This window comes from Streptomyces jeddahensis, assembly GCF_001642995.1.
Classification (GTDB): Bacteria; Actinomycetota; Actinomycetes; order Streptomycetales; family Streptomycetaceae; genus Streptomyces; species Streptomyces jeddahensis.
On the sequence record NZ_LOHS01000051.1, the window covers coordinates 1 to 16,827 of the forward strand.

Below are 16,827 nucleotides of genomic sequence, written 5' to 3' on the forward strand. Positions count from 1 at the left end.
CCAGCCGCTGCGGGCGCACATCCCGCCACGTCCCCTTCGGCACGCGGGCGGCTACCGGCCGGTGGGGGCGACCGCTACCGTTGTGGGCAATCGTTCCGCAGGGCTGGGGGCACCTCCCAGCGGTAGCTGGGGGAGGGTGGGCACAACCCACGACGGCGGGCGCCCTGGCCCGGTACCCGCACCCCGACGGGGTGGCGTAACCCACGACGGAGGGTCACCGTCTGTATGCAGTGCACCACGCAGTGGCCCGTACCCCCGTCAGAGGGGGAAAGCGAACGTTGCGCCAGCCGTTAGGCTGGAGGGCGTGGCAGTCGTCGATGTATCCGAAGAGCTGAAGTCCCTCTCCTCGACCATGGAGTCGATCGAGGCCGTCCTGGACCTCGACAAGCTGAGGGCAGACATCGCCGTGCTCGAGGAGCAGGCGGCCGCGCCGTCCCTGTGGGACAACCCCGACGAGGCGCAGAAGATCACCAGCAGGCTCTCCCACCTGCAGGCCGAGGTCCGCAAGACCGAGGCCCTCCGCGCACGGATCGACGACCTCGGTGTGCTCTTCGAGCTCGCCGAGGCCGAGGACGATCCCGACACCCGCGCGGAGGCCGAGCAGGAGCTGGCCGACGTCCGGAAGGCGCTGGACGAGATGGAGGTCCGGACCCTCCTCTCGGGCGAGTACGACGCCCGTGAGGCGCTCGTGAACATCCGCGCGGAGGCCGGCGGCGTCGACGCCGCCGACTTCGCCGAGAAGCTGCAGCGCATGTACCTGCGCTGGGCCGAGCAGAAGGGCTACAAGACCGAGGTCTACGAGACGTCGTACGCCGAAGAGGCCGGCATCAAGTCGACCACCTTCGCCGTCCAGGCGCCGTACGCCTACGGAACGCTCTCCGTGGAGCAGGGCACTCACCGCCTCGTGCGCATCTCGCCCTTCGACAACCAGGGCCGTCGCCAGACGTCCTTCGCCGGTGTCGAGGTGCTCCCCGTCGTGGAGCAGTCCGACCACGTCGAGATCGACGAGTCGGAGCTGCGGATCGACGTCTACCGGTCCTCCGGGCCCGGTGGTCAGGGCGTCAACACCACCGACTCCGCGGTGCGCATCACGCACATTCCGACCGGCATCGTCGTCTCCTGCCAGAACGAGCGCTCGCAGATCCAGAACAAGGCCACGGCCATGAACGTTCTGCAGGCGAAGCTGCTCGAGCGGCGCCGCCAGGAGGAGCAGGCCAAGATGGACGCCCTCAAGGGCGACGGCGGCAATTCCTGGGGCAACCAGATGCGTTCGTATGTCCTCCACCCGTACCAGATGGTCAAGGACCTGCGGACCGAGCACGAAGTCGGCAACCCCGAGGCCGTGTTCAACGGCGAGATCGAGGGCTTCCTGGAGGCCGGAATTCGCTGGCGCAAGCAGCAGGAGAAATAACCTGCCGATTTGTCGACAAGGCAACTGCCGCTCGCTGAGTGGCAGTTGCCTTTTCTGTACCTGGTTGTCTGCCTTTTACATCACACTCACATGTCCTTACGGCGGTCAAGCGTGCTCATATCCGGCATCGCGCCCGCAACGACCTTGACGTTGCTGTGAAAAATCGGAAGGCTAACGCGCGGCATGCGTATCTCTGGGGCGCGTGTGAACAGGGGGCCTGCTCAAGCGAGTTGCCCCGCCGCTGCCCCGGGCGCTGCTCCATTGACGATCAGCTACTGGGGGTAGCAGGCAGATGACCAAGAAGACGCGGATCCGTGTGGCGCGCATAGCGGCCGGTGCGGTGATCGCCGCCGGTGCTTCGCTGACCGCCGCCGGTGCCGCTTCGGCCCTCGACGTCGGTGTCGACCTGGGTGTCGTGGGCGTGGACGCGCACGCCGGTGAGGACGGCATCGGCGTCGACGTGAACGCGCCGGCAGGCGACGAGCCGGAGGAGCCGGCTCCGTCCGACACCGGTATCCCGGGCGACCCGGCGGACCCGGCGGATCCGGCCGACCCGGCCGACCCGGCCGACCCGGCTGACCCGGCGGACCCGGCCGACCCCGCCGAGCCGGCCGACGAGCCCACCGAGCCGACCGAGGACCCGACCGAGGGCGGTGGCGGCAACGACAACACCGACCCGGACGGCGGCTCCCAGCCCGTCGAGCAGAACGAGGGCAAGGAGGCGCTGACGGACACCGGCTCCGAGCAGGCCACGGACGAGGGCGAGCTCGCCGAGACGGGTGCCGCCGAGACCACCTTCCTGGTCATCGGTGCCGCCACCATGATCGCCGGCGGTATCGGCTTCCGCCTGCTGCCGCGCCTCATGGGCGGTCGCGCCGCCGTCTGATCAACGGCGACGTCGTACGCGTACGACGGCTGATACGGGCAAGGGCCCGGAGCGCTTCTGACTCCGGGCCCTTCTCGTCGGCACGCCCTGCCGTGGTAACGCTGCGTGCCCTAGTCTGGCGACGCTACGTGCACCATCACGGTACGTATGCGACAGGTGACAGCCTCTCCCCGGCGCCTCCCGTGAGGATGACGCAGAGTGACCGACCGGTGATCAGGCGGTCTGGTGCGCCAGCAGTGCCACCGCCGCGATCAGCACCGCGAGCAGCGCTATCAGCGCCATCGGGTTGAGGCCCCCGAACGGGCCCTCCTGCTGCATCCGCTCGCGGTTCGCCCGGCACACGGGGCAGCGGCCTTCGTTCACGGGCGCAGCGCAGTTCGCACACACCAGTCGGTCGTAGGTCATGCGCTTGCCCTCCTTGCGTCTGAACCGGCGCCGCTCCCGCGGAGCTGGTCGTCTGCCGCCGGGGTCTGCTCAGTCGATGGTTGCGATGTCTTCACCTGAACAACGGTCCGCGGTGGACCGCAGTTCCCCCCTACCACTGTGCCAGCTTCCGCGGATTTCGGCGCGGCTCCTCGGATCCTGCCCCGTCCTGCCGGATTCAGCCTGTTCCGTTCTGTGACAAATCGTGCAACCGGCGAGCAAGTGAGCACGCTGACTGCGCCCCGGCGCCAGGTTCGCGTATGGTCACGGTCACCTACCCCCGGCGACCCGTGGTGCATCCGTGATCCGATTCGACAACGTCTCCAAGGTCTACCCCAAGCAGACCCGCCCCGCTCTGAGGGATGTGTCCCTCGAGGTCGAACGTGGCGAGTTCGTGTTCCTGGTCGGGTCCTCCGGCTCTGGAAAGTCCACCTTTCTGCGGCTGGTCCTGCGCGAGGAGCGCGCCAGCCACGGACAGGTGCACGTCCTGGGCAAGGACCTCGCGCGGCTGTCCAACTGGAAGGTGCCCCACATGCGCCGCCAGCTGGGGACCGTCTTCCAGGACTTCCGGCTGCTGCCGAACAAGACGGTCGCTGAGAACGTCGCGTTCGCGCAGGAGGTCATCGGCAAGTCGCGCGGCGAGATCCGCAAGTCCGTGCCGCAGGTGCTCGACCTCGTCGGGCTCGGCGGCAAGGAGGACCGGATGCCCGGTGAGCTGTCGGGTGGTGAGCAGCAGCGCGTCGCGATCGCGCGGGCCTTCGTCAACCGGCCCAAGCTGCTGATCGCCGACGAGCCCACGGGCAACCTCGACCCGCAGACCTCCGTCGGGATCATGAAGCTCCTCGACCGCATCAACCGGACCGGCACCACCGTCGTGATGGCGACCCACGACCAGAACATCGTGGACCAGATGCGCAAGCGCGTCATCGAGCTGGAGAAGGGCCGCCTCGTCCGCGACCAGGCACGCGGCGTGTACGGCTACCAGCACTGACCGCCCGAGCTCGAAGCACCTGTCCACGGAAAGGCCTGAGTAGACGCCATGCGTGCCCAGTTCGTCCTGTCGGAGATCGGCGTCGGTCTCCGCCGCAATCTCACGATGACCTTCGCGGTCGTCGTCTCCGTCGCCCTCTCGCTGGCGCTGTTCGGCGGTTCTCTGCTGCTGCGCGACCAGGTCAGCACGATGAAGGGCTACTGGTACGACAAGGTCAACGTCTCGATCTTCCTCTGCAACAAGAGCGACGCCGAGTCGGACCCCAACTGCGCCAAGGGCGCGGTCACGACCGAGCAGAAGAAGCAGATCGAAAGCGATCTGAAGGAGATGCCGGTCGTAGAGAAGGTCACGTACGAGTCGAGCGACGAGGCCTACAAGCACTACAAGGAGCAGTTCGGCGACTCGCCGCTGGCCAGTTCGCTCACGCCGGACCAGATGCAGGAGTCGTTCCGGGTCAAGCTCAAGGACCCGGAGAAGTACCAGGTCATCGCGACCGCCTTCAACGGGCGTGACGGTGTCCAGTCCGTACAGGACCAGAAGGGCATCCTCGACAACCTCTTCGGGCTGCTCAACGGCATGAACTGGGCGGCGCTCGCGGTGATGGCGCTCATGCTGGTCGTCGCGCTGATGCTGATCGTCAACACGGTGCGTGTGTCGGCCTTCAGCAGGCGGCGCGAGACCGGGATCATGCGGCTCGTCGGCGCCTCCAGCTTCTACATCCAGATGCCGTTCATCATGGAGGCCGCGGTCGCGGGCGCCATCGGCGGCCTGGTCGCCTGCGTGATGCTGCTCGTGGGCCGGTACTTCATCATCGACCACGGCCTCGCGCTCTCCGAGAAACTGAATCTCATCAACTTCATCGGCTGGGACGCCGTGCTCGCCAAGCTGCCGCTCGTCCTGGCGATCGGGCTGCTGATGCCGGCACTGGCGGCGTTCTTCGCGTTGCGCAAGTACCTGAAGGTGTGACGCATGACCCGGGCGCCGCGCGGTCCAACGCACCGTGCGGCGCTCTGGGTTGTCCTAGACTCACCGTCATGTCAGGTCTTGACCTGTTCCCCAAGCCCCACCGCGTGCGCCGCGGGGCGGCCCTGACATTGGTCTTCGCCGGCGTGCTGGCCACCGGTGTCGCCACCGGTTCCTGGAACACCGAGCCCGGTCAGTCCCGTAAGTCCGCCTCCGGCTCCCTCGGTTCGGTCTCCGCTGCGCACGAGCAGGCCGTGACCGAGGCCGCGGCCGAGGCGATGGCCGACGGCAAGAACGTCACGGAGGCGGCAGAACGGGCCGTGAGCCGCAGTGGGGACCGCTGGGGCGCCGTCTACTCGCCCGACGAGTACGAGAAGTTCGAGCAGGCCCTCGAAGGCGAGTACACCGGCGTCGGGCTGTGGGCCAGGCGCGCCGAGGACGGGCGGATCCAGGTGGCCCGCGTCCAGAGCGGCGGACCCGCCGAGCGGGCGGGCATCCGCGCGGGAGACTGGCTGCGCACCGTCGACGGAGAGCGCATAGCGGGCCGGCCCACCACCGAGGTCGTGGCCCTGCTGCGCGGCGACGAGAAGAGCGCGGCCGCAGGCAGCCCCGTGACCCTCGGTATGCAGCGGGGCACGCGCGCGTGGAGCGTCACCCTGCACCGGGCCTTGCTCTCCACGGACTCCGTCACCGTCCGGAAGCTCCGGGGCGGCGCCGTGCTGATCAAGATCGCGTCCTTCACCAAGGGCACTGGCGACCGCGTACGGTCCGCCGTGCGCGACGCTCCCGCCGGCGCCGGCATCCTCCTCGACCTGCGTGGCAACTCCGGCGGCCTGGTCAGCGAGGCGGCGACGGCGGCCTCCGCGTTCCTGGACGGCGGGCTCGTGGCGACGTACGACGTGCGCGGCGAGGAGCATGCCCTGCACGCGGAGCGCGGCGGCGACACCGAGAGACCCGTGGTCGCGCTTGTCGACGGCGGCACGATGAGCGCGGCCGAGCTTCTCGCGGGGGCCCTCCAGGACCGCGGCCGCGCGATCGTCGTGGGCTCCCGGACCTTCGGCAAGGGCTCCGTGCAGATGCCGAGCCGGCTACCGGGCGGTTCCGTCGCCGAGCTCACGGTCGGCCACTACCGCACCCCGTCCGGGCGCGCCGTCGACGGCCGGGGCATCACACCCGACCTCGAGGCGGGCAAAGGCGCACAGAAGCAGGCCGAGACAGTATTGAGTGGCCTCGGATCCCCCTCGTAGTGCGAAAATGGCCGCACTATGGCAAAGGAAAAAGGGCGCAAGCTGATCGCGCAGAACAAGAAGGCGCGGCACGACTACCACATCATCGACACCTATGAGGCCGGCATGGTCCTCACGGGCACCGAGGTGAAGTCGCTGCGCCAGGGGCGAGCCTCGCTGGTGGACGGCTTCGTGCAGCTCGACGGCGGCGAGGCGTGGCTGCACAACGTGCACGTGCCGGAGTACAGCCAGGGCACCTGGACCAACCACAGCGCACGCCGCAAGCGGAAGCTGCTGCTGCACCGTGCGGAGATCGAGAAGCTGGACTCGAAGTCCCAGGAGACTGGTCACACGATCGTGCCCCTTGCGCTGTACTTCAAGGACGGCCGCGCCAAGATCGAGATCGCGTTGGCGAAGGGCAAGAAGGAGTACGACAAGCGGCAGACCCTGCGCGAGAAGCAGGACCGCCGTGAGGCGGAGCGGGCGATGTCGGCGGTCCGGCGGCGGCAGCGGGCCTGAGCGCCGCGGGGGCGCACCGCGGGCCGGGAACAGGCGGCACGCTCGGGCGTCGGCGCGGGAATAGGCTGGCACCCTCGGGCGTTGGTCACGTACGATGACACCTGCCCCTCACAGTGGGGGCAAGCTCCTGACCTGCAGGGGCGCGCATTGATTAATGAACATGGGGATGATCGGTTTCGACAGCGGCTGTCGAAGCAGGGGAAGCGTGTCGAGGAAGCGGCCATGATCTCGTAAACCACAGGCCGAAAAAAATAATCGCCGAAACCAAGCGCGATTCCTTCGCCCTCGCTGCCTAAGTAGCGACTCGCGAAGTGTCAGCCCGGGGCTGTTCCCGACCCGGATCCTGGCATCAGCTAGGGGACTAAACCTTGATCCCGGTCACGGGGTGAAGAGGGAAACCAAACAGTGACTGAGCCCGTCGGAGACTTGTTCGCGTGATCTCCGGGGCCGAGAAAAGCGAAGCGGACTGCACACGGAGAAGCCCTGGTTCCGCACCGTTGGACGCGGGTTCGATTCCCGCCATCTCCACGAGAAGGCGAGAGGCGACGTGTGCCCCCGGAAGCGGGGGCCGCGTCGCCTTCGTCGTTTGTGCGCGGCTTCGCCGCGCGTTGCGGGGGCTTCGCCACCCGCACCCCCATACCGTGGACACCCACCTCTGTCGGCGCCCCGCCCGCGTCGCCGGCCGAAGTGAAGCCGGCCGACCGCCCCCGGGACACCCGGGGGTGGTCGGCCGTTCGTGCCGGTCAGCGCAGCGAGAACGTCGCCAGCCGCAGGCCCTCGCCGAGCACCAGGTACACGTCCTGGCGGCCCTTCGCGGCGGCCGACAGTTCGGCTGTCACCGTCTCGTACGCGTACGTCGAGCCGGTGCCGGACGTCTTCGCCGTGCCGACGAGTGTGCCGGTCGGGGAGCCGAGACGGATCTCGATGGTCCCGGGGGCCACTCCAGCCACACGTGCGGTGAACTCATCCGCGCCCGCGGCGAGCTGCGCGTCGGCGAACTTCAGCCACGCCCCGTTCTCCGTGGCGCCCACAGCGGTGCCGCGCGCCTTCGACTCGTCGACGAGGCGGATGCCCTCGTAGTCGTCGAAGTTCTCCGCGCGGGTCGTCTTGGCGAGGTCCCGGGGCGGGATGGTCTCGCCCTTGACCTTCACCGACGTCCGGGTGCGGATGTCCTCGGCCGAGGCGCCGACGAGCACGTCGTACGTGCCGGTCTCCACGACCCACTTGGAGCGCGTCACGTCCCAGTGCGCGAGGTCCTTCGTCGCGACCTTGAGCTTCACCGTCTTCGTGTCGCCCGGCTTCAGCGACACCCGCTGGAACGCCTTCAGCTGCTTGAGCGGCTGCTTGTCGCGCGAGACCCGCTGGTGGGTGTAGAGCTGCACGACCTCGTCGCCCGCCCGTGTGCCGGTGTTGGTCACCGCCACCTCGTAGCCGTCCTTCACCGCCTTGACCTGGCCGTATGCGAACGTCGTGTACGACAGGCCGTACCCGAACGCGTACAGCGGGTCGCCCTTGAAGTACTGGTAGGTGCGGTCGTACTTGATGTTGTCGTACTCGAGGATCGACGGGAGGTCCGACTCCGACCGGTACCAGGTCTGGGTGAGGCGGCCCGCCGGGTTGGCGTCGCCGAAGAGGACGTCGGCGAGGGCGTTGCCCGTCTCCTGGCCCGCGTGGGTGGTCCACAGCAGGGCCGGGATCTCCTTCTGGAGGGCGCCGAGCGTGGTCGGGTAGCTCGTCTCGACGACCACGACCGTGTTCGGGTTGGCCGCCTTCACCGCCTTGACCAGCGCTTCCTGCGCGGGCGCCAGGCCCATGTCGGTGCGGTCGGTGGTCTCGCGGCCGTTGATCGCGGGCATCGAGCCGACGACCACGACGGCCGCGTCCTTGCCCTTCACCGCCGCCACGGCCTCGTCGACGCCGCTACGGACGACCTCCTTGGTGTAGTGCGCGGCGTTCTCCTTGGCGACCAGGCCGAGAGTGCCGTCGTCGCCCGTCGGGCCGAGGTAGACCGGGTTCGACCACCAGGACTCCCTGGTCTCGTAGCCCGCGTACCGCAGCAGATACGTCCCGTCGTCCTGCTTCTCCAGCTTGAACTGCTGCTGGACGAACCAGCCGCCCGGCTGCGCCTGGTCGTTGACGAAGTTCGCCCAGTTGTAGCCGACGTACTTGCCGTTGGCGGCCGAGCGCAGCGTCAGCACACCCGCGCCCCAGTCGAAGGCGTCGAACTGCGCGTCCGTGCCGGCGCTCGTGGCGTTCTCCTTCAGCGCCTCGCCGTCGGCGTCCGTGCCCGCGGTGACGTACTTGCCGGTCTCCGTGTTCTTCAGCGCGATGCGGTCGACGGCCTCGCTGCTCGTGACGTCACCGGATGACCCGAGCTTGTTCGCGATGCCGTCCTTCGGCGTCACCTCGTACGGCAGCGTGCCCGAGTACCAGTCGGTGTAGAGGATGTCGGCGAGCGGGCCGACGACCGCGACCTCCTTGGTCTCCGACGCCTTCAGCGGCAGGGCCTTGTTCTGGTTCTTCAGGAGCACCATGGCGTCGGCCGCGGCCTCGCGGGCGAGCTTCTGGTGGGCCGGGCTGTTGACGACCGACTTGTCGATCTTGCCGTAGCGGCCGCCGTCCGGGTCGAACTCGCCCAGCCGGACGCGGACGTTCAGGATGTGCCCGGCAGCCCCGTCGATGTCCGACTCCTCGAGCAGTCCGCTCGACAGGGCGTTCTTGACCGCGGTGGTTGTGGGCGCGGAGTTGGTGTCGTCCCCGGTGAAGCTGTCGATGCCCGCCTTCAGCGCGGCGGCGTCGGCCTCGGCCTGTGTGTCGTAGTACTTCTGGCTGTTCACCAGGTTGCCCGGCGCCCAGGCGTCGGTGACGTTCAGCAGCTCCCGGTCCGTCCAGCCGCGGACGGTGTCGTTGAGCAGCGGAGTCACCGTCGCCGGGCGGCCGTTGACCAGGTTGTACGACGTCATCACGCCGGTCACCGCGTCGGCCTCGATCGCGGGCTTGAACGCCGCTTCCTCGTACTCCTTGAGGACGCGCGGGCGCAGGTCGGACGAGGTGGTGTCGCGGCGGATCTCGTTGTTGTTGGCGAGGAAGTGCTTGATCGTGGGCGCCGTCTTGAGGTGGTCTGGGTCGCCGCCGGTCAGGCCGGTGCCGTAGGCCGTGGCCATGCTGCCCGTCAGATACGGGTCCTCGGAGTAGCCCTCCTCGTTGCGGCCCCAGCGCGGGTCGCGCAGCGGATTGGCCACCGGCGCCCACACGTTGAGGCCCCAGCCCGCCGGGCGCTCCTGCTGGAAGCCGCGGACCTCGTCGCCGACCGCCGAGCCGACTTTCTCGATCAGCGAGGGGTCCCAGGTGGAGGCGAGCCCGACGGCCTGTGGGAAGACGGTCGCCTTGCCGAGCCACGCGACGCCGTGCAGGGCCTCGGTGCCGGTGCGGAACGACGGGATGCCGAGGCGGGGGATCGCGGGCTGGTACTGGTGGAGCAGGGAGATCTTCTCGTCGAGGGTGAGGCGGGAGAGGAGGTCGTCCACCCGCTGGTCGACGGAGAGCCGCGGATCGCGGAAGGGGTAGGCCGGGTCGTCGGCCGCCGCGGGCCCGGCGGTGGTGGCGCCGAGTCCGGCCAGCAGCGCCAGCGCCAGGGTCGGTATGGCTGTACGTCTCGCTCGTGCTCTGCGCTGTCTGGTGGCTCTCACGTGTACGGCTCCTTCGGTGTGCGTTGTTGCAGCGGGCGAAGTGATGCGAGTACGTGGGGGGAGTGCGGCGACCGTCCAGCCGTCCCGGCGGACACCGTCCGACGGTCCCGGCGGACGGTCGCCGGGCAGAAAGAGCAGGGGCGGGCAGAAAGATCAGGGGGGCAGTGGGCAGGGGTCAGTGGGCGGGCCTCGGCGCCGAACTCGCACGCGCCGTCAGCCGCGGCGCGAGCAGCGTGGCGTTCGGCACGGCTACGCGGTCGAGCTTCTGCATCAGCAGCTCCACGGCCCGCGCCCCGATCTCGGCGGACGGGATGGCGATCGAGGTGACGGGGATACGGATCTGCTCGGCGACCTCATCGGGGCAGATGGCGGTGATGGACAGATCGCGGGGCACGCGCAGGCCCAGCTGTTCGAACGCCTCGATGAGCGGTTCCACGACGGGCTCGTTGTGCACGACGACCCCGGTGAGTGCCGGCTGCTCGCGCAGCAGCTGCGCCGCGACCTGCCGGGCGGCGGCCGGGGTCGCCTCGCACGGGTGGAAGGACGAGGTCAGGCCATGTTGTTGGGCCGTGGCGGTGAAGCCCTGGACGACCCGCTGGGCGAAGCCCGTCTCCCGTGCGTACACCTCGGGAGGCGACCCCACGAGCCCCACGCAGCGGTGCCCGAGCAGCGCCAGATGCTCCACGCAGGCACGGCCCGCCGCCTCGAAGTCCAGGTCGATGCAGGTGAGCCCCTCGGATTCGGCCGGGAAGCCGATGAGGACCGAGGGCCGGTCGAGCGCGCGCAGCAACGTCAGCCGGGAATCGCGGAGTTGGACGTCCATGACGATGAGCGCGTCCACGAGAGCCGAATCCGCGACCCGCCGCAGCCCGTCGTCGCCCTCCTCCTGAGTCAGCAGCAGCACGTCGTGGTCGTGCTGCCGCGCGCTGGTCACCACGGAGACGGCGAACTGCATGGCGACCGGCACATGGATGCCCGTACGCAGCGGGATCACCAGCGCCAGCACGTTCGAGCGGCTGCTGGCGAGCGCCCGCGCCCCGGCGTGCGGACGGTAGCCGAGCTCCCGGATGGACGCCTCGATACGCCTGCGGGTCTCCTCGGATATCGGGCGCTTGCCGCTCAGCGCGTAGCTGACCGTGCTGGGGGACACCCCGGCATGCCGCGCCACATCTGTGATCTTGACCAAGACATCCCCCTCAGCGGTCGAATATCTGTCAGTCGTCGCCCGGACTACTGGGGGTTGCCGGAGGTACGGGATGTGCCGGATGGGCCAGATGTACCTGAAAGGCCCTGGTCAAGCTCCAATGTGAGGAATCCGGTGCCGGCCTCCGCCCGCGCCGTCCGCCCCTCGGCCGACAGCTGCCAGGGCGCCACCGGGTCGCTCGCCGAGGCGCGCAGCGTGTCGCCCTCCCGTACGACGGTGAAGGTCACGTCGCCGACGGGTACCGTCACCCGGGCCCCGGGCTTCAGGCCGTACGCCTGCAGGGTCACGCCGTCCGCGTACGCGTAGTCGGGCCGGTCGTCCACCGCGCCCACCGGGATCACCGCGCCCGGCCGCACCAGCACGGGCGCGCTGAGGAAGCCGTGCCGCTCGCGCACCCAGCGCGGCCCGGTGACCGTCTCGCCGGTGAGGAAATGCGTCCATGTGCCCTCGGGCACGTAGTACGACACGTCCCCCTCGTCGGAGAAGACGGGCGCGACCAGCAGGTCCGGGCCGAGCATGTACTGCCGCTCCAGATGCGCGCACCCGGGATCGTCCGGGAACTCCAGCACCATCGCCCGCATCATCGGGATGCCCTCGGCGTGCGCGGTGCGCGCCGTCTCGTACAGATACGGCATGAGCCGCAGCTTGAGCTTGGTGAACAGCCGCAGGACGTCCACGGCCTCCTCGTCGAACAGCCACGGCACGCGGTACGACGACGAGCCGTGCAGCCTGCTGTGCGAGGACAGCAGGCCGAAGGCGATCCACCGCTTGAACAGGGCGGGAGTCGGCGTCCCCTCGAAGCCGCCGATGTCGTGGCTCCAGTAGCCGAAGCCGGACAGGCCCAGCGACAGACCGCCGCGCAGCGACTCGGCCATCGACTCGTACGTCGCCTCGCAGTCGCCGCCCCAGTGCACCGGGAACTGCTGGCTGCCCGCGGTCGCCGAGCGCGCGAAGACGACGGCCTCGCCCTCGCCTTTGTGTTTGCGCAGCACATCGAAGACGGTCTTGTTGTAGAGGTACGTGTAGTAGTTGTGCATCCGTTCGGGGTCCGAGCCGTCCGCGTAGGCGACATCGACCGGGATGCGCTCGCCGAAGTCCGTCTTGAAGCAGTCGACGCCCTGAGCGAGCAGCGCCTCCAGCTTCGCCGCGTACCAGTCACGGGCGGCGGGGCTCGTGAAGTCGACCAGCGCCATGCCCGGCTGCCACAGGTCCCACTGCCACACACTGCCGTCGGGCTTCTTCAGCAGATGCCCGAGCGCCTTGCCCTCCGCGAAGAGCGGCGACCGCTGCGCGATGTACGGATTGATCCATACGCAGATCCGCAGCCCCCGCTCCTTCAGCCGGGTCAGCATGCCCGCCGGATCGGGGAAGACCCGCGGATCCCACTGGAAGTCGCACCACTGGAACTCGCGCATCCAGAAGCAGTCGAAGTGGAAGACGGACAACGGCAGATCGCGCTCGCGCATGCCGTCGATGAACGACGACACCGTCTTCTCGTCGTAGGAGGTGGTGAAGGACGTGGACAGCCACAGCCCGAACGACCAGGCGGGCGGCAGTGCGGGCCGGCCGGTGAGCGCCGTGTACTTGTGCAGGATCTCCTTCGGCGTCGGCCCGTAGATCACGTAGTACGTCAGCTGCTGGCTCTCGGCGCTGAACTGGACGCGTGAGACGACCTCCGAGCCGACCTCGAAGGAGACCTTGCCGGGGTGGTCGACGAAGACGCCGTAGCCCGCGTCCGTGAGGTAGAACGGCACGTTCTTGTAGGCCTGTTCGGTGGCGGTGCCGCCGTCCGCGTTCCACATGTCGACGACCTGGCCGTTCTTGACGAGCGGCCCGAAGCGCTCGCCGAGCCCGAACACCGAGGTGCCGACGGTGAGGTTCAGCTGCTCCCGCAGATAGTGGCCGCCGTCCGCGTCCCGCATGATGCCCATGGCCTTGATGCCGCTGGTGGTCAGCGTCCGGCCGCCCGCCAGGAAGTCGACGTGCCAGGGGCCGGTGCGGGCCACGCGCACGGACAGCGCGCCCGCCGTCAGCACGGCGTGCTCCTCGTCGTACGAGACGTGCGAGCCGAAGTCCTCGGTGTTCACCGTGAAGCGGGGTCCCCGCTCCTCCTCGCCCTCGAAGTGGGTGAGCGTGACACCGATGACGTCGGGCATCGGGGCGTGCGCGCTGATGGTCACGACCGGTCCCTTCAGCAGGTCACCGCGGTGGCGGATGGGCTGGGTCGGGGCGTGGATCTGCAGGGTGCCGGGCTCTTCGGATGCGACGTCGAGCACCTGGACCGGGTAGGCGGCGGTGACCCCTTCGCGCAGCAACCAGTAGCCGTCCGTGAATTTCAAGGCTCCGTACCCCTTACTTGACGGCACCGACGGCGATGCCGCGGGTGAGCGTCCGCTGGAAGACGAGGAAGAAGACGATGGCGGGCAGGACGCCCAGCAGCGCGGCCGCGTTCGTCATCGTGGCGTCCATCAGGCGCTGGCCCTGGAGGACGCCGAGCGCCACCGACACCGTCTGGTTGTCGTTGGAGATCAGCATGACCAGCGGCAGCAGGAACTCGTTCCAGGTCCAGATGAAGAACAGGACCATCAGCACACCCATGGTGGGGCGGCTGACCGGGACGACGATCCGCCACAGGACCTGCCACTTGTTCGCCCCGTCGATCTGCGCCGCCTCGATGATCTCGCGCGGGAACTGGCCGAGGATCGACGACAGCAGATACGTCCCGAAGGCCGACTGGATGACGACGAAGACGATGATCACGCTGAGCCGGGTGTCGTAGAGGCCGGCTTCCTTGGACAGGTAGTAGACGGGGTAGACCAGGGCCTCCTGCGGCAGCATGTTCGCCAGTACGAAGAAGGCGAGCACCCAGGGGCGGCCCTTGATCCGGCCGATGCCGATCGCGTACGCGTTGAGGACCGACAGGACGACCGCGCCGACCGCCACCGCCCCGCTGATCAGCACCGAGTTGACCAGCTTCTGCCCGAAGTCGACCCGCTCCCAGAAGTCCTTCAGGCCGTCGAGGTAGAGGCCGTCGGGCAGGCTGAGCGGGCCGTTCGCGGAGTACTCGGCGGGCGACTTGACGGCGTTGACCGCGACGATCAGGAACGGCAGGACCATGAAGACGGCGCCGATGAAGAGAGCGGCCAGCACCGGGTATCTGCGCACGGCGGTCACCGGGCCACCCCCTCCTCCGCGTCCTCAGCGCGGGTCTGCAGACGCAGGCCGACCAGGGCCAGCGCCAGGATGATCACGGTCAGCACGGTGGCGACCGCCGAGCCGTATCCGACCTGCGTCTTCTCGAAGAAGTTCTGGAAGGAGAAGTACGAGGGGACGTTGGTGGCCCCGCCGGGACCGCCCTTCGTGAGGACGTACACGGCGCCGAACACCTTGAGCGCGGCGATCGTGCACCACAGCAGCACGACGTAGATCTCCGGCCGGATCTGCGGCAGCGTGACGTGCCAGAACCGCTGCCACCAGCCGGCGCCGTCCAGCTCGGCGGCCTCGTACAGCTGCGGATCGACGCGCTGCAGCCCGGACATGAACACCACCAGCGGGAAGCCGATCTGCACCCAGACCATCACGCCCATGACGCTGTAGAGCGCGATGTCGGGATCGCCGAGCCAGTCCTGCTGGAGCGAGCCGAGGCCGACCGCCTTCAGCAGCTCGTTCAGCGAGCCGTTCTCGGGCGCGAGGATCCAGCTCCATACGATGCCCGCGACCGCGATCGGCAGCACCTGCGGCAGATAGAAGCAGGCCCGCAGGACGGCCGCCGTCTTCGCACCGAAGTGCTTGGCGACGAAGTCGAAGAGGGCGGCGGCGAGAACGAGGCCGATCGCGGTCGGGATGACCGCCATCGCCACGACCATCGCCAGGCTGTGCCGGAACGACTCCCAGAACGCGTCGTCCTCGAGGAGCCGGCGGTAGTTGTCGAGCCCCGTCCACTTCGGCGTCCCCACGCCCTGCCAGTCCGTGAAGCTCACACCGGTGTTCATCAGGAACGGCAGGACGACGACTGCGAGGAACGCGAGGGCTCCGGGGAGCAGGAACAGCGCGTACGAGTTGCGGCGGGGGCGGTACGGGGGCCGGGTGGTCCGGGACTTACCGGTCGCCCGGCCCCCGCCGCTCCGTTCGGCGAGCACGGTCATTACTGCGGCACACCGTCGTCGTAGGCCTTCTGCAGCGCGTCGAGATACGCGTCCGGCGTGGCCTTGCCCGTGATGAGCTTCTGCGTCTCGGAGACGAGGACGTCGTAGAAGCCGGGGACGGGCCAGTCCGGGTAGAAGGCCAGACCGTCATTCGCGGACAGCGTGTTGAAGTTCTCGATGAGGGCCTTGGACTGCTCGTCGGTGATGGCGGACGCGTCGGCCGCGACCGGGACACCGCCCTTGTTGCCGAGCAGGTTCTGGTACTTCTTCTTCATCGTGATGTCGATGAAGTCGTAGGCGAGATCCTTGTTCTTGGCGCCCTTCGGCACCACCCAGAGATTTCCGCCCGAGCCCAGCGTCATCTTCGAATCGGGCCACAGGAACGTGCCCCAGTCGAACTTGATCTCCTCCTTGAAGCGGCCGAACCACCAACTGCCGGAAAAGAAGATGGGATTCTTGCCGGACATGAACGCGACGCCCGCGTCCTCGGCCTTGGTGCCGCTCGAACTCTTCGCTATGTAGCCCTTCTTCACCCAGTCCGCGAAGGTTTCCGCGGCATAGGTCCAGGCGGGGTCGTGGAAGTCCGTCTTGCCCTTGTAGAGCTCATAGGAATCGACCCAGGAGCGGTCGGCCTTGGAGAGTGCGAGCTGGTAGAGGTACTGCTGCGCCGGGTACTCCGCGCCCGCGTTGGCGAGCGGAGTGATTCCCTTCCCGACGAAGGTGTCCATGGCCTTGGTGAGATCGTCGAGGGTCTTCGGCTCGGCGATGCCGTACTTCTTGAAGAGGTCCTTGTTGTAGTAGACCATCGTGTACTCGGCGTAGTTCGGCACGCCGTACCAGTTGCCGGACCCCATGACGCCCTTGGCGTCGTACTGGCTGGTCGTGCGGACGCTCGGCGCGATCAGCTTGTCCCACCCGCGCTTCTCGACCTCGGCCGTCATATCGGTGAGCAGCCCCTGCTTGGAGAGCAGACCGGCCGTCGCGTTGCCCTTGTTGTACTCCATGAGATCGGGCGCGTCGTCCGAGTTGAGCACCATCGGGGCGGTCTTCTGGATCTGCTCGAAGCCTTTCTCCTCGTAGCGCACCTTCACACCGGGATGGGTCTTCTCAAATTCCTTGATCGCCTCGTTCCAGGCCTGGCCCATTGCGCTTTCTGGGGCCTCGTAATGCCAGAGTGTGAGGGTCTTCGCGTCGGACGAACCGCTGTCCGATTCGCCGCAGGAGGCCAGGAGCAGGGTTCCCGAAAGAACCGCAGCCGCCACCGCCGCCGCACGCCTTCGTGCCGTCAACATCCAGTGCCTCCGAAGGGAGTGGGAAGATCACTTGCGGGTGGATCGCATGACGCCGGGCTGTCGAATGCCGTCGAATTC

At 68.4% G+C, this 16,827-nt stretch carries 13 protein-coding genes and 1 other RNA gene; 7 read left to right on the top strand and 7 right to left on the bottom strand.

Annotated elements, in window-relative coordinates:
- The first annotated feature begins 304 nt into the window (after nt 1–304).
- Both prfB and STSP_RS07150 read left to right on the top strand, forming a co-directional pair.
- A complete protein-coding gene (gene prfB, locus STSP_RS07145; RefSeq protein ID WP_067273642.1) occupies nt 305–1,411 on the top strand; it encodes a peptide chain release factor 2 in 1,107 nt (368 codons plus the stop codon).
- Nucleotides 1,412–1,703: 292 nt separating this feature from the next.
- Nucleotides 1,704–2,297 (top strand): hypothetical protein, encoded by a 594-nt coding sequence (locus tag STSP_RS07150; protein ID WP_067273643.1) that lies wholly within the window; start codon nt 1,704–1,706, stop codon nt 2,295–2,297.
- A 213-nt stretch (nt 2,298–2,510) separates the two neighbouring features.
- Here the strand turns inward: STSP_RS07150 and STSP_RS07155 are convergent, their stop codons facing one another.
- Nucleotides 2,511–2,702 carry a hypothetical protein gene (locus STSP_RS07155; protein WP_067273646.1) on the bottom strand — a complete coding sequence of 64 codons (192 nt, stop codon included), beginning with the start codon at nt 2,700–2,702 and terminating at the stop codon, nt 2,511–2,513.
- 319 nt (nt 2,703–3,021) lie between these two features.
- Here STSP_RS07155 and ftsE point away from each other — a divergent pair, with 319 nt between their 5' ends.
- The 5 genes from ftsE to ssrA all read left to right on the top strand — a co-directional run bounded on the left by ftsE (nt 3,022) and on the right by ssrA (nt 6,950).
- A complete protein-coding gene (gene ftsE, locus STSP_RS07160; protein WP_067273647.1) occupies nt 3,022–3,711 on the top strand; it encodes a cell division ATP-binding protein FtsE in 690 nt (229 codons plus the stop codon).
- Nucleotides 3,712–3,759: 48 nt separating this feature from the next.
- Nucleotides 3,760–4,677 (top strand): permease-like cell division protein FtsX, encoded by a 918-nt coding sequence (gene ftsX / locus STSP_RS07165; protein WP_067273650.1) that lies wholly within the window; start codon nt 3,760–3,762, stop codon nt 4,675–4,677.
- Nucleotides 4,678–4,745: 68 nt separating this feature from the next.
- A complete protein-coding gene (locus STSP_RS07170; RefSeq protein ID WP_067273652.1) occupies nt 4,746–5,921 on the top strand; it encodes a S41 family peptidase in 1,176 nt (391 codons plus the stop codon).
- Between the two features lie 18 nt (nt 5,922–5,939).
- The gene (smpB, locus tag STSP_RS07175; protein WP_067273654.1) at nt 5,940–6,419 is read left to right on the top strand and encodes an SsrA-binding protein SmpB; all 480 of its coding nucleotides are present in this window, start codon (nt 5,940–5,942) and stop codon (nt 6,417–6,419) included.
- Between the two features lie 162 nt (nt 6,420–6,581).
- Nucleotides 6,582–6,950, top strand: a transfer-messenger RNA (tmRNA) gene (gene ssrA, locus STSP_RS07180).
- Nucleotides 6,951–7,162: 212 nt separating this feature from the next.
- On the opposite strand, the gene STSP_RS07185 is transcribed toward ssrA, so the two are convergent.
- From STSP_RS07185 to STSP_RS07210, 6 genes are all read right to left on the bottom strand, one after another.
- Nucleotides 7,163–10,108: a glycoside hydrolase family 3 protein gene (locus STSP_RS07185; RefSeq protein WP_232789549.1), complete on the bottom strand. Its 2,946-nt coding sequence runs from the start codon at nt 10,106–10,108 to the stop codon at nt 7,163–7,165.
- A 175-nt stretch (nt 10,109–10,283) separates the two neighbouring features.
- A complete protein-coding gene (locus STSP_RS07190) occupies nt 10,284–11,294 on the bottom strand; it encodes a LacI family DNA-binding transcriptional regulator (RefSeq protein WP_067273656.1) in 1,011 nt (336 codons plus the stop codon).
- 44 nt (nt 11,295–11,338) lie between these two features.
- Nucleotides 11,339–13,651 carry an alpha-xylosidase gene (yicI, locus tag STSP_RS07195; protein WP_067273658.1) on the bottom strand — a complete coding sequence of 771 codons (2,313 nt, stop codon included), beginning with the start codon at nt 13,649–13,651 and terminating at the stop codon, nt 11,339–11,341.
- Nucleotides 13,652–13,664: 13 nt separating this feature from the next.
- Complete coding sequence (locus tag STSP_RS07200; protein ID WP_067273811.1) at nt 13,665–14,429, bottom strand: carbohydrate ABC transporter permease; 765 nt, start codon at nt 14,427–14,429, stop codon at nt 13,665–13,667.
- Between the two features lie 53 nt (nt 14,430–14,482).
- Nucleotides 14,483–15,457, bottom strand: a complete 975-nt coding sequence (locus STSP_RS07205) for a carbohydrate ABC transporter permease (RefSeq protein ID WP_067273661.1) — start codon at nt 15,455–15,457, stop codon at nt 14,483–14,485.
- Nucleotides 15,457–16,749, bottom strand: a complete 1,293-nt coding sequence (locus STSP_RS07210; RefSeq protein WP_067273663.1) for an ABC transporter substrate-binding protein — start codon at nt 16,747–16,749, stop codon at nt 15,457–15,459. Before STSP_RS07210 ends, STSP_RS07205 begins: the two co-directional genes overlap by 1 nt.
- Nucleotides 16,750–16,827: the final 78 nt, after the last annotated feature.

Coding starts and splice junctions, on each gene's coding strand:
- STSP_RS07150 (WP_067273643.1), top strand. CDS start 1,704: ATGACCAAGAAGACGCGGATCCGTGTGGCGCGCATAGCGGCCGGTGCG.
- STSP_RS07200 (WP_067273811.1), bottom strand. CDS start 14,429: ATGGTCCTGCCGTTCCTGATCGTCGCGGTCAACGCCGTCAAGTCGCCC.
- STSP_RS07155 (WP_067273646.1), bottom strand. CDS start 2,702: ATGACCTACGACCGACTGGTGTGTGCGAACTGCGCTGCGCCCGTGAAC.
- smpB (WP_067273654.1), top strand. CDS start 5,940: ATGGCAAAGGAAAAAGGGCGCAAGCTGATCGCGCAGAACAAGAAGGCG.
- ftsX (WP_067273650.1), top strand. CDS start 3,760: ATGCGTGCCCAGTTCGTCCTGTCGGAGATCGGCGTCGGTCTCCGCCGC.
- STSP_RS07170 (WP_067273652.1), top strand. CDS start 4,746: ATGTCAGGTCTTGACCTGTTCCCCAAGCCCCACCGCGTGCGCCGCGGG.
- STSP_RS07205 (WP_067273661.1), bottom strand. CDS start 15,457: ATGACCGTGCTCGCCGAACGGAGCGGCGGGGGCCGGGCGACCGGTAAG.
- STSP_RS07210 (WP_067273663.1), bottom strand. CDS start 16,749: ATGTTGACGGCACGAAGGCGTGCGGCGGCGGTGGCGGCTGCGGTTCTT.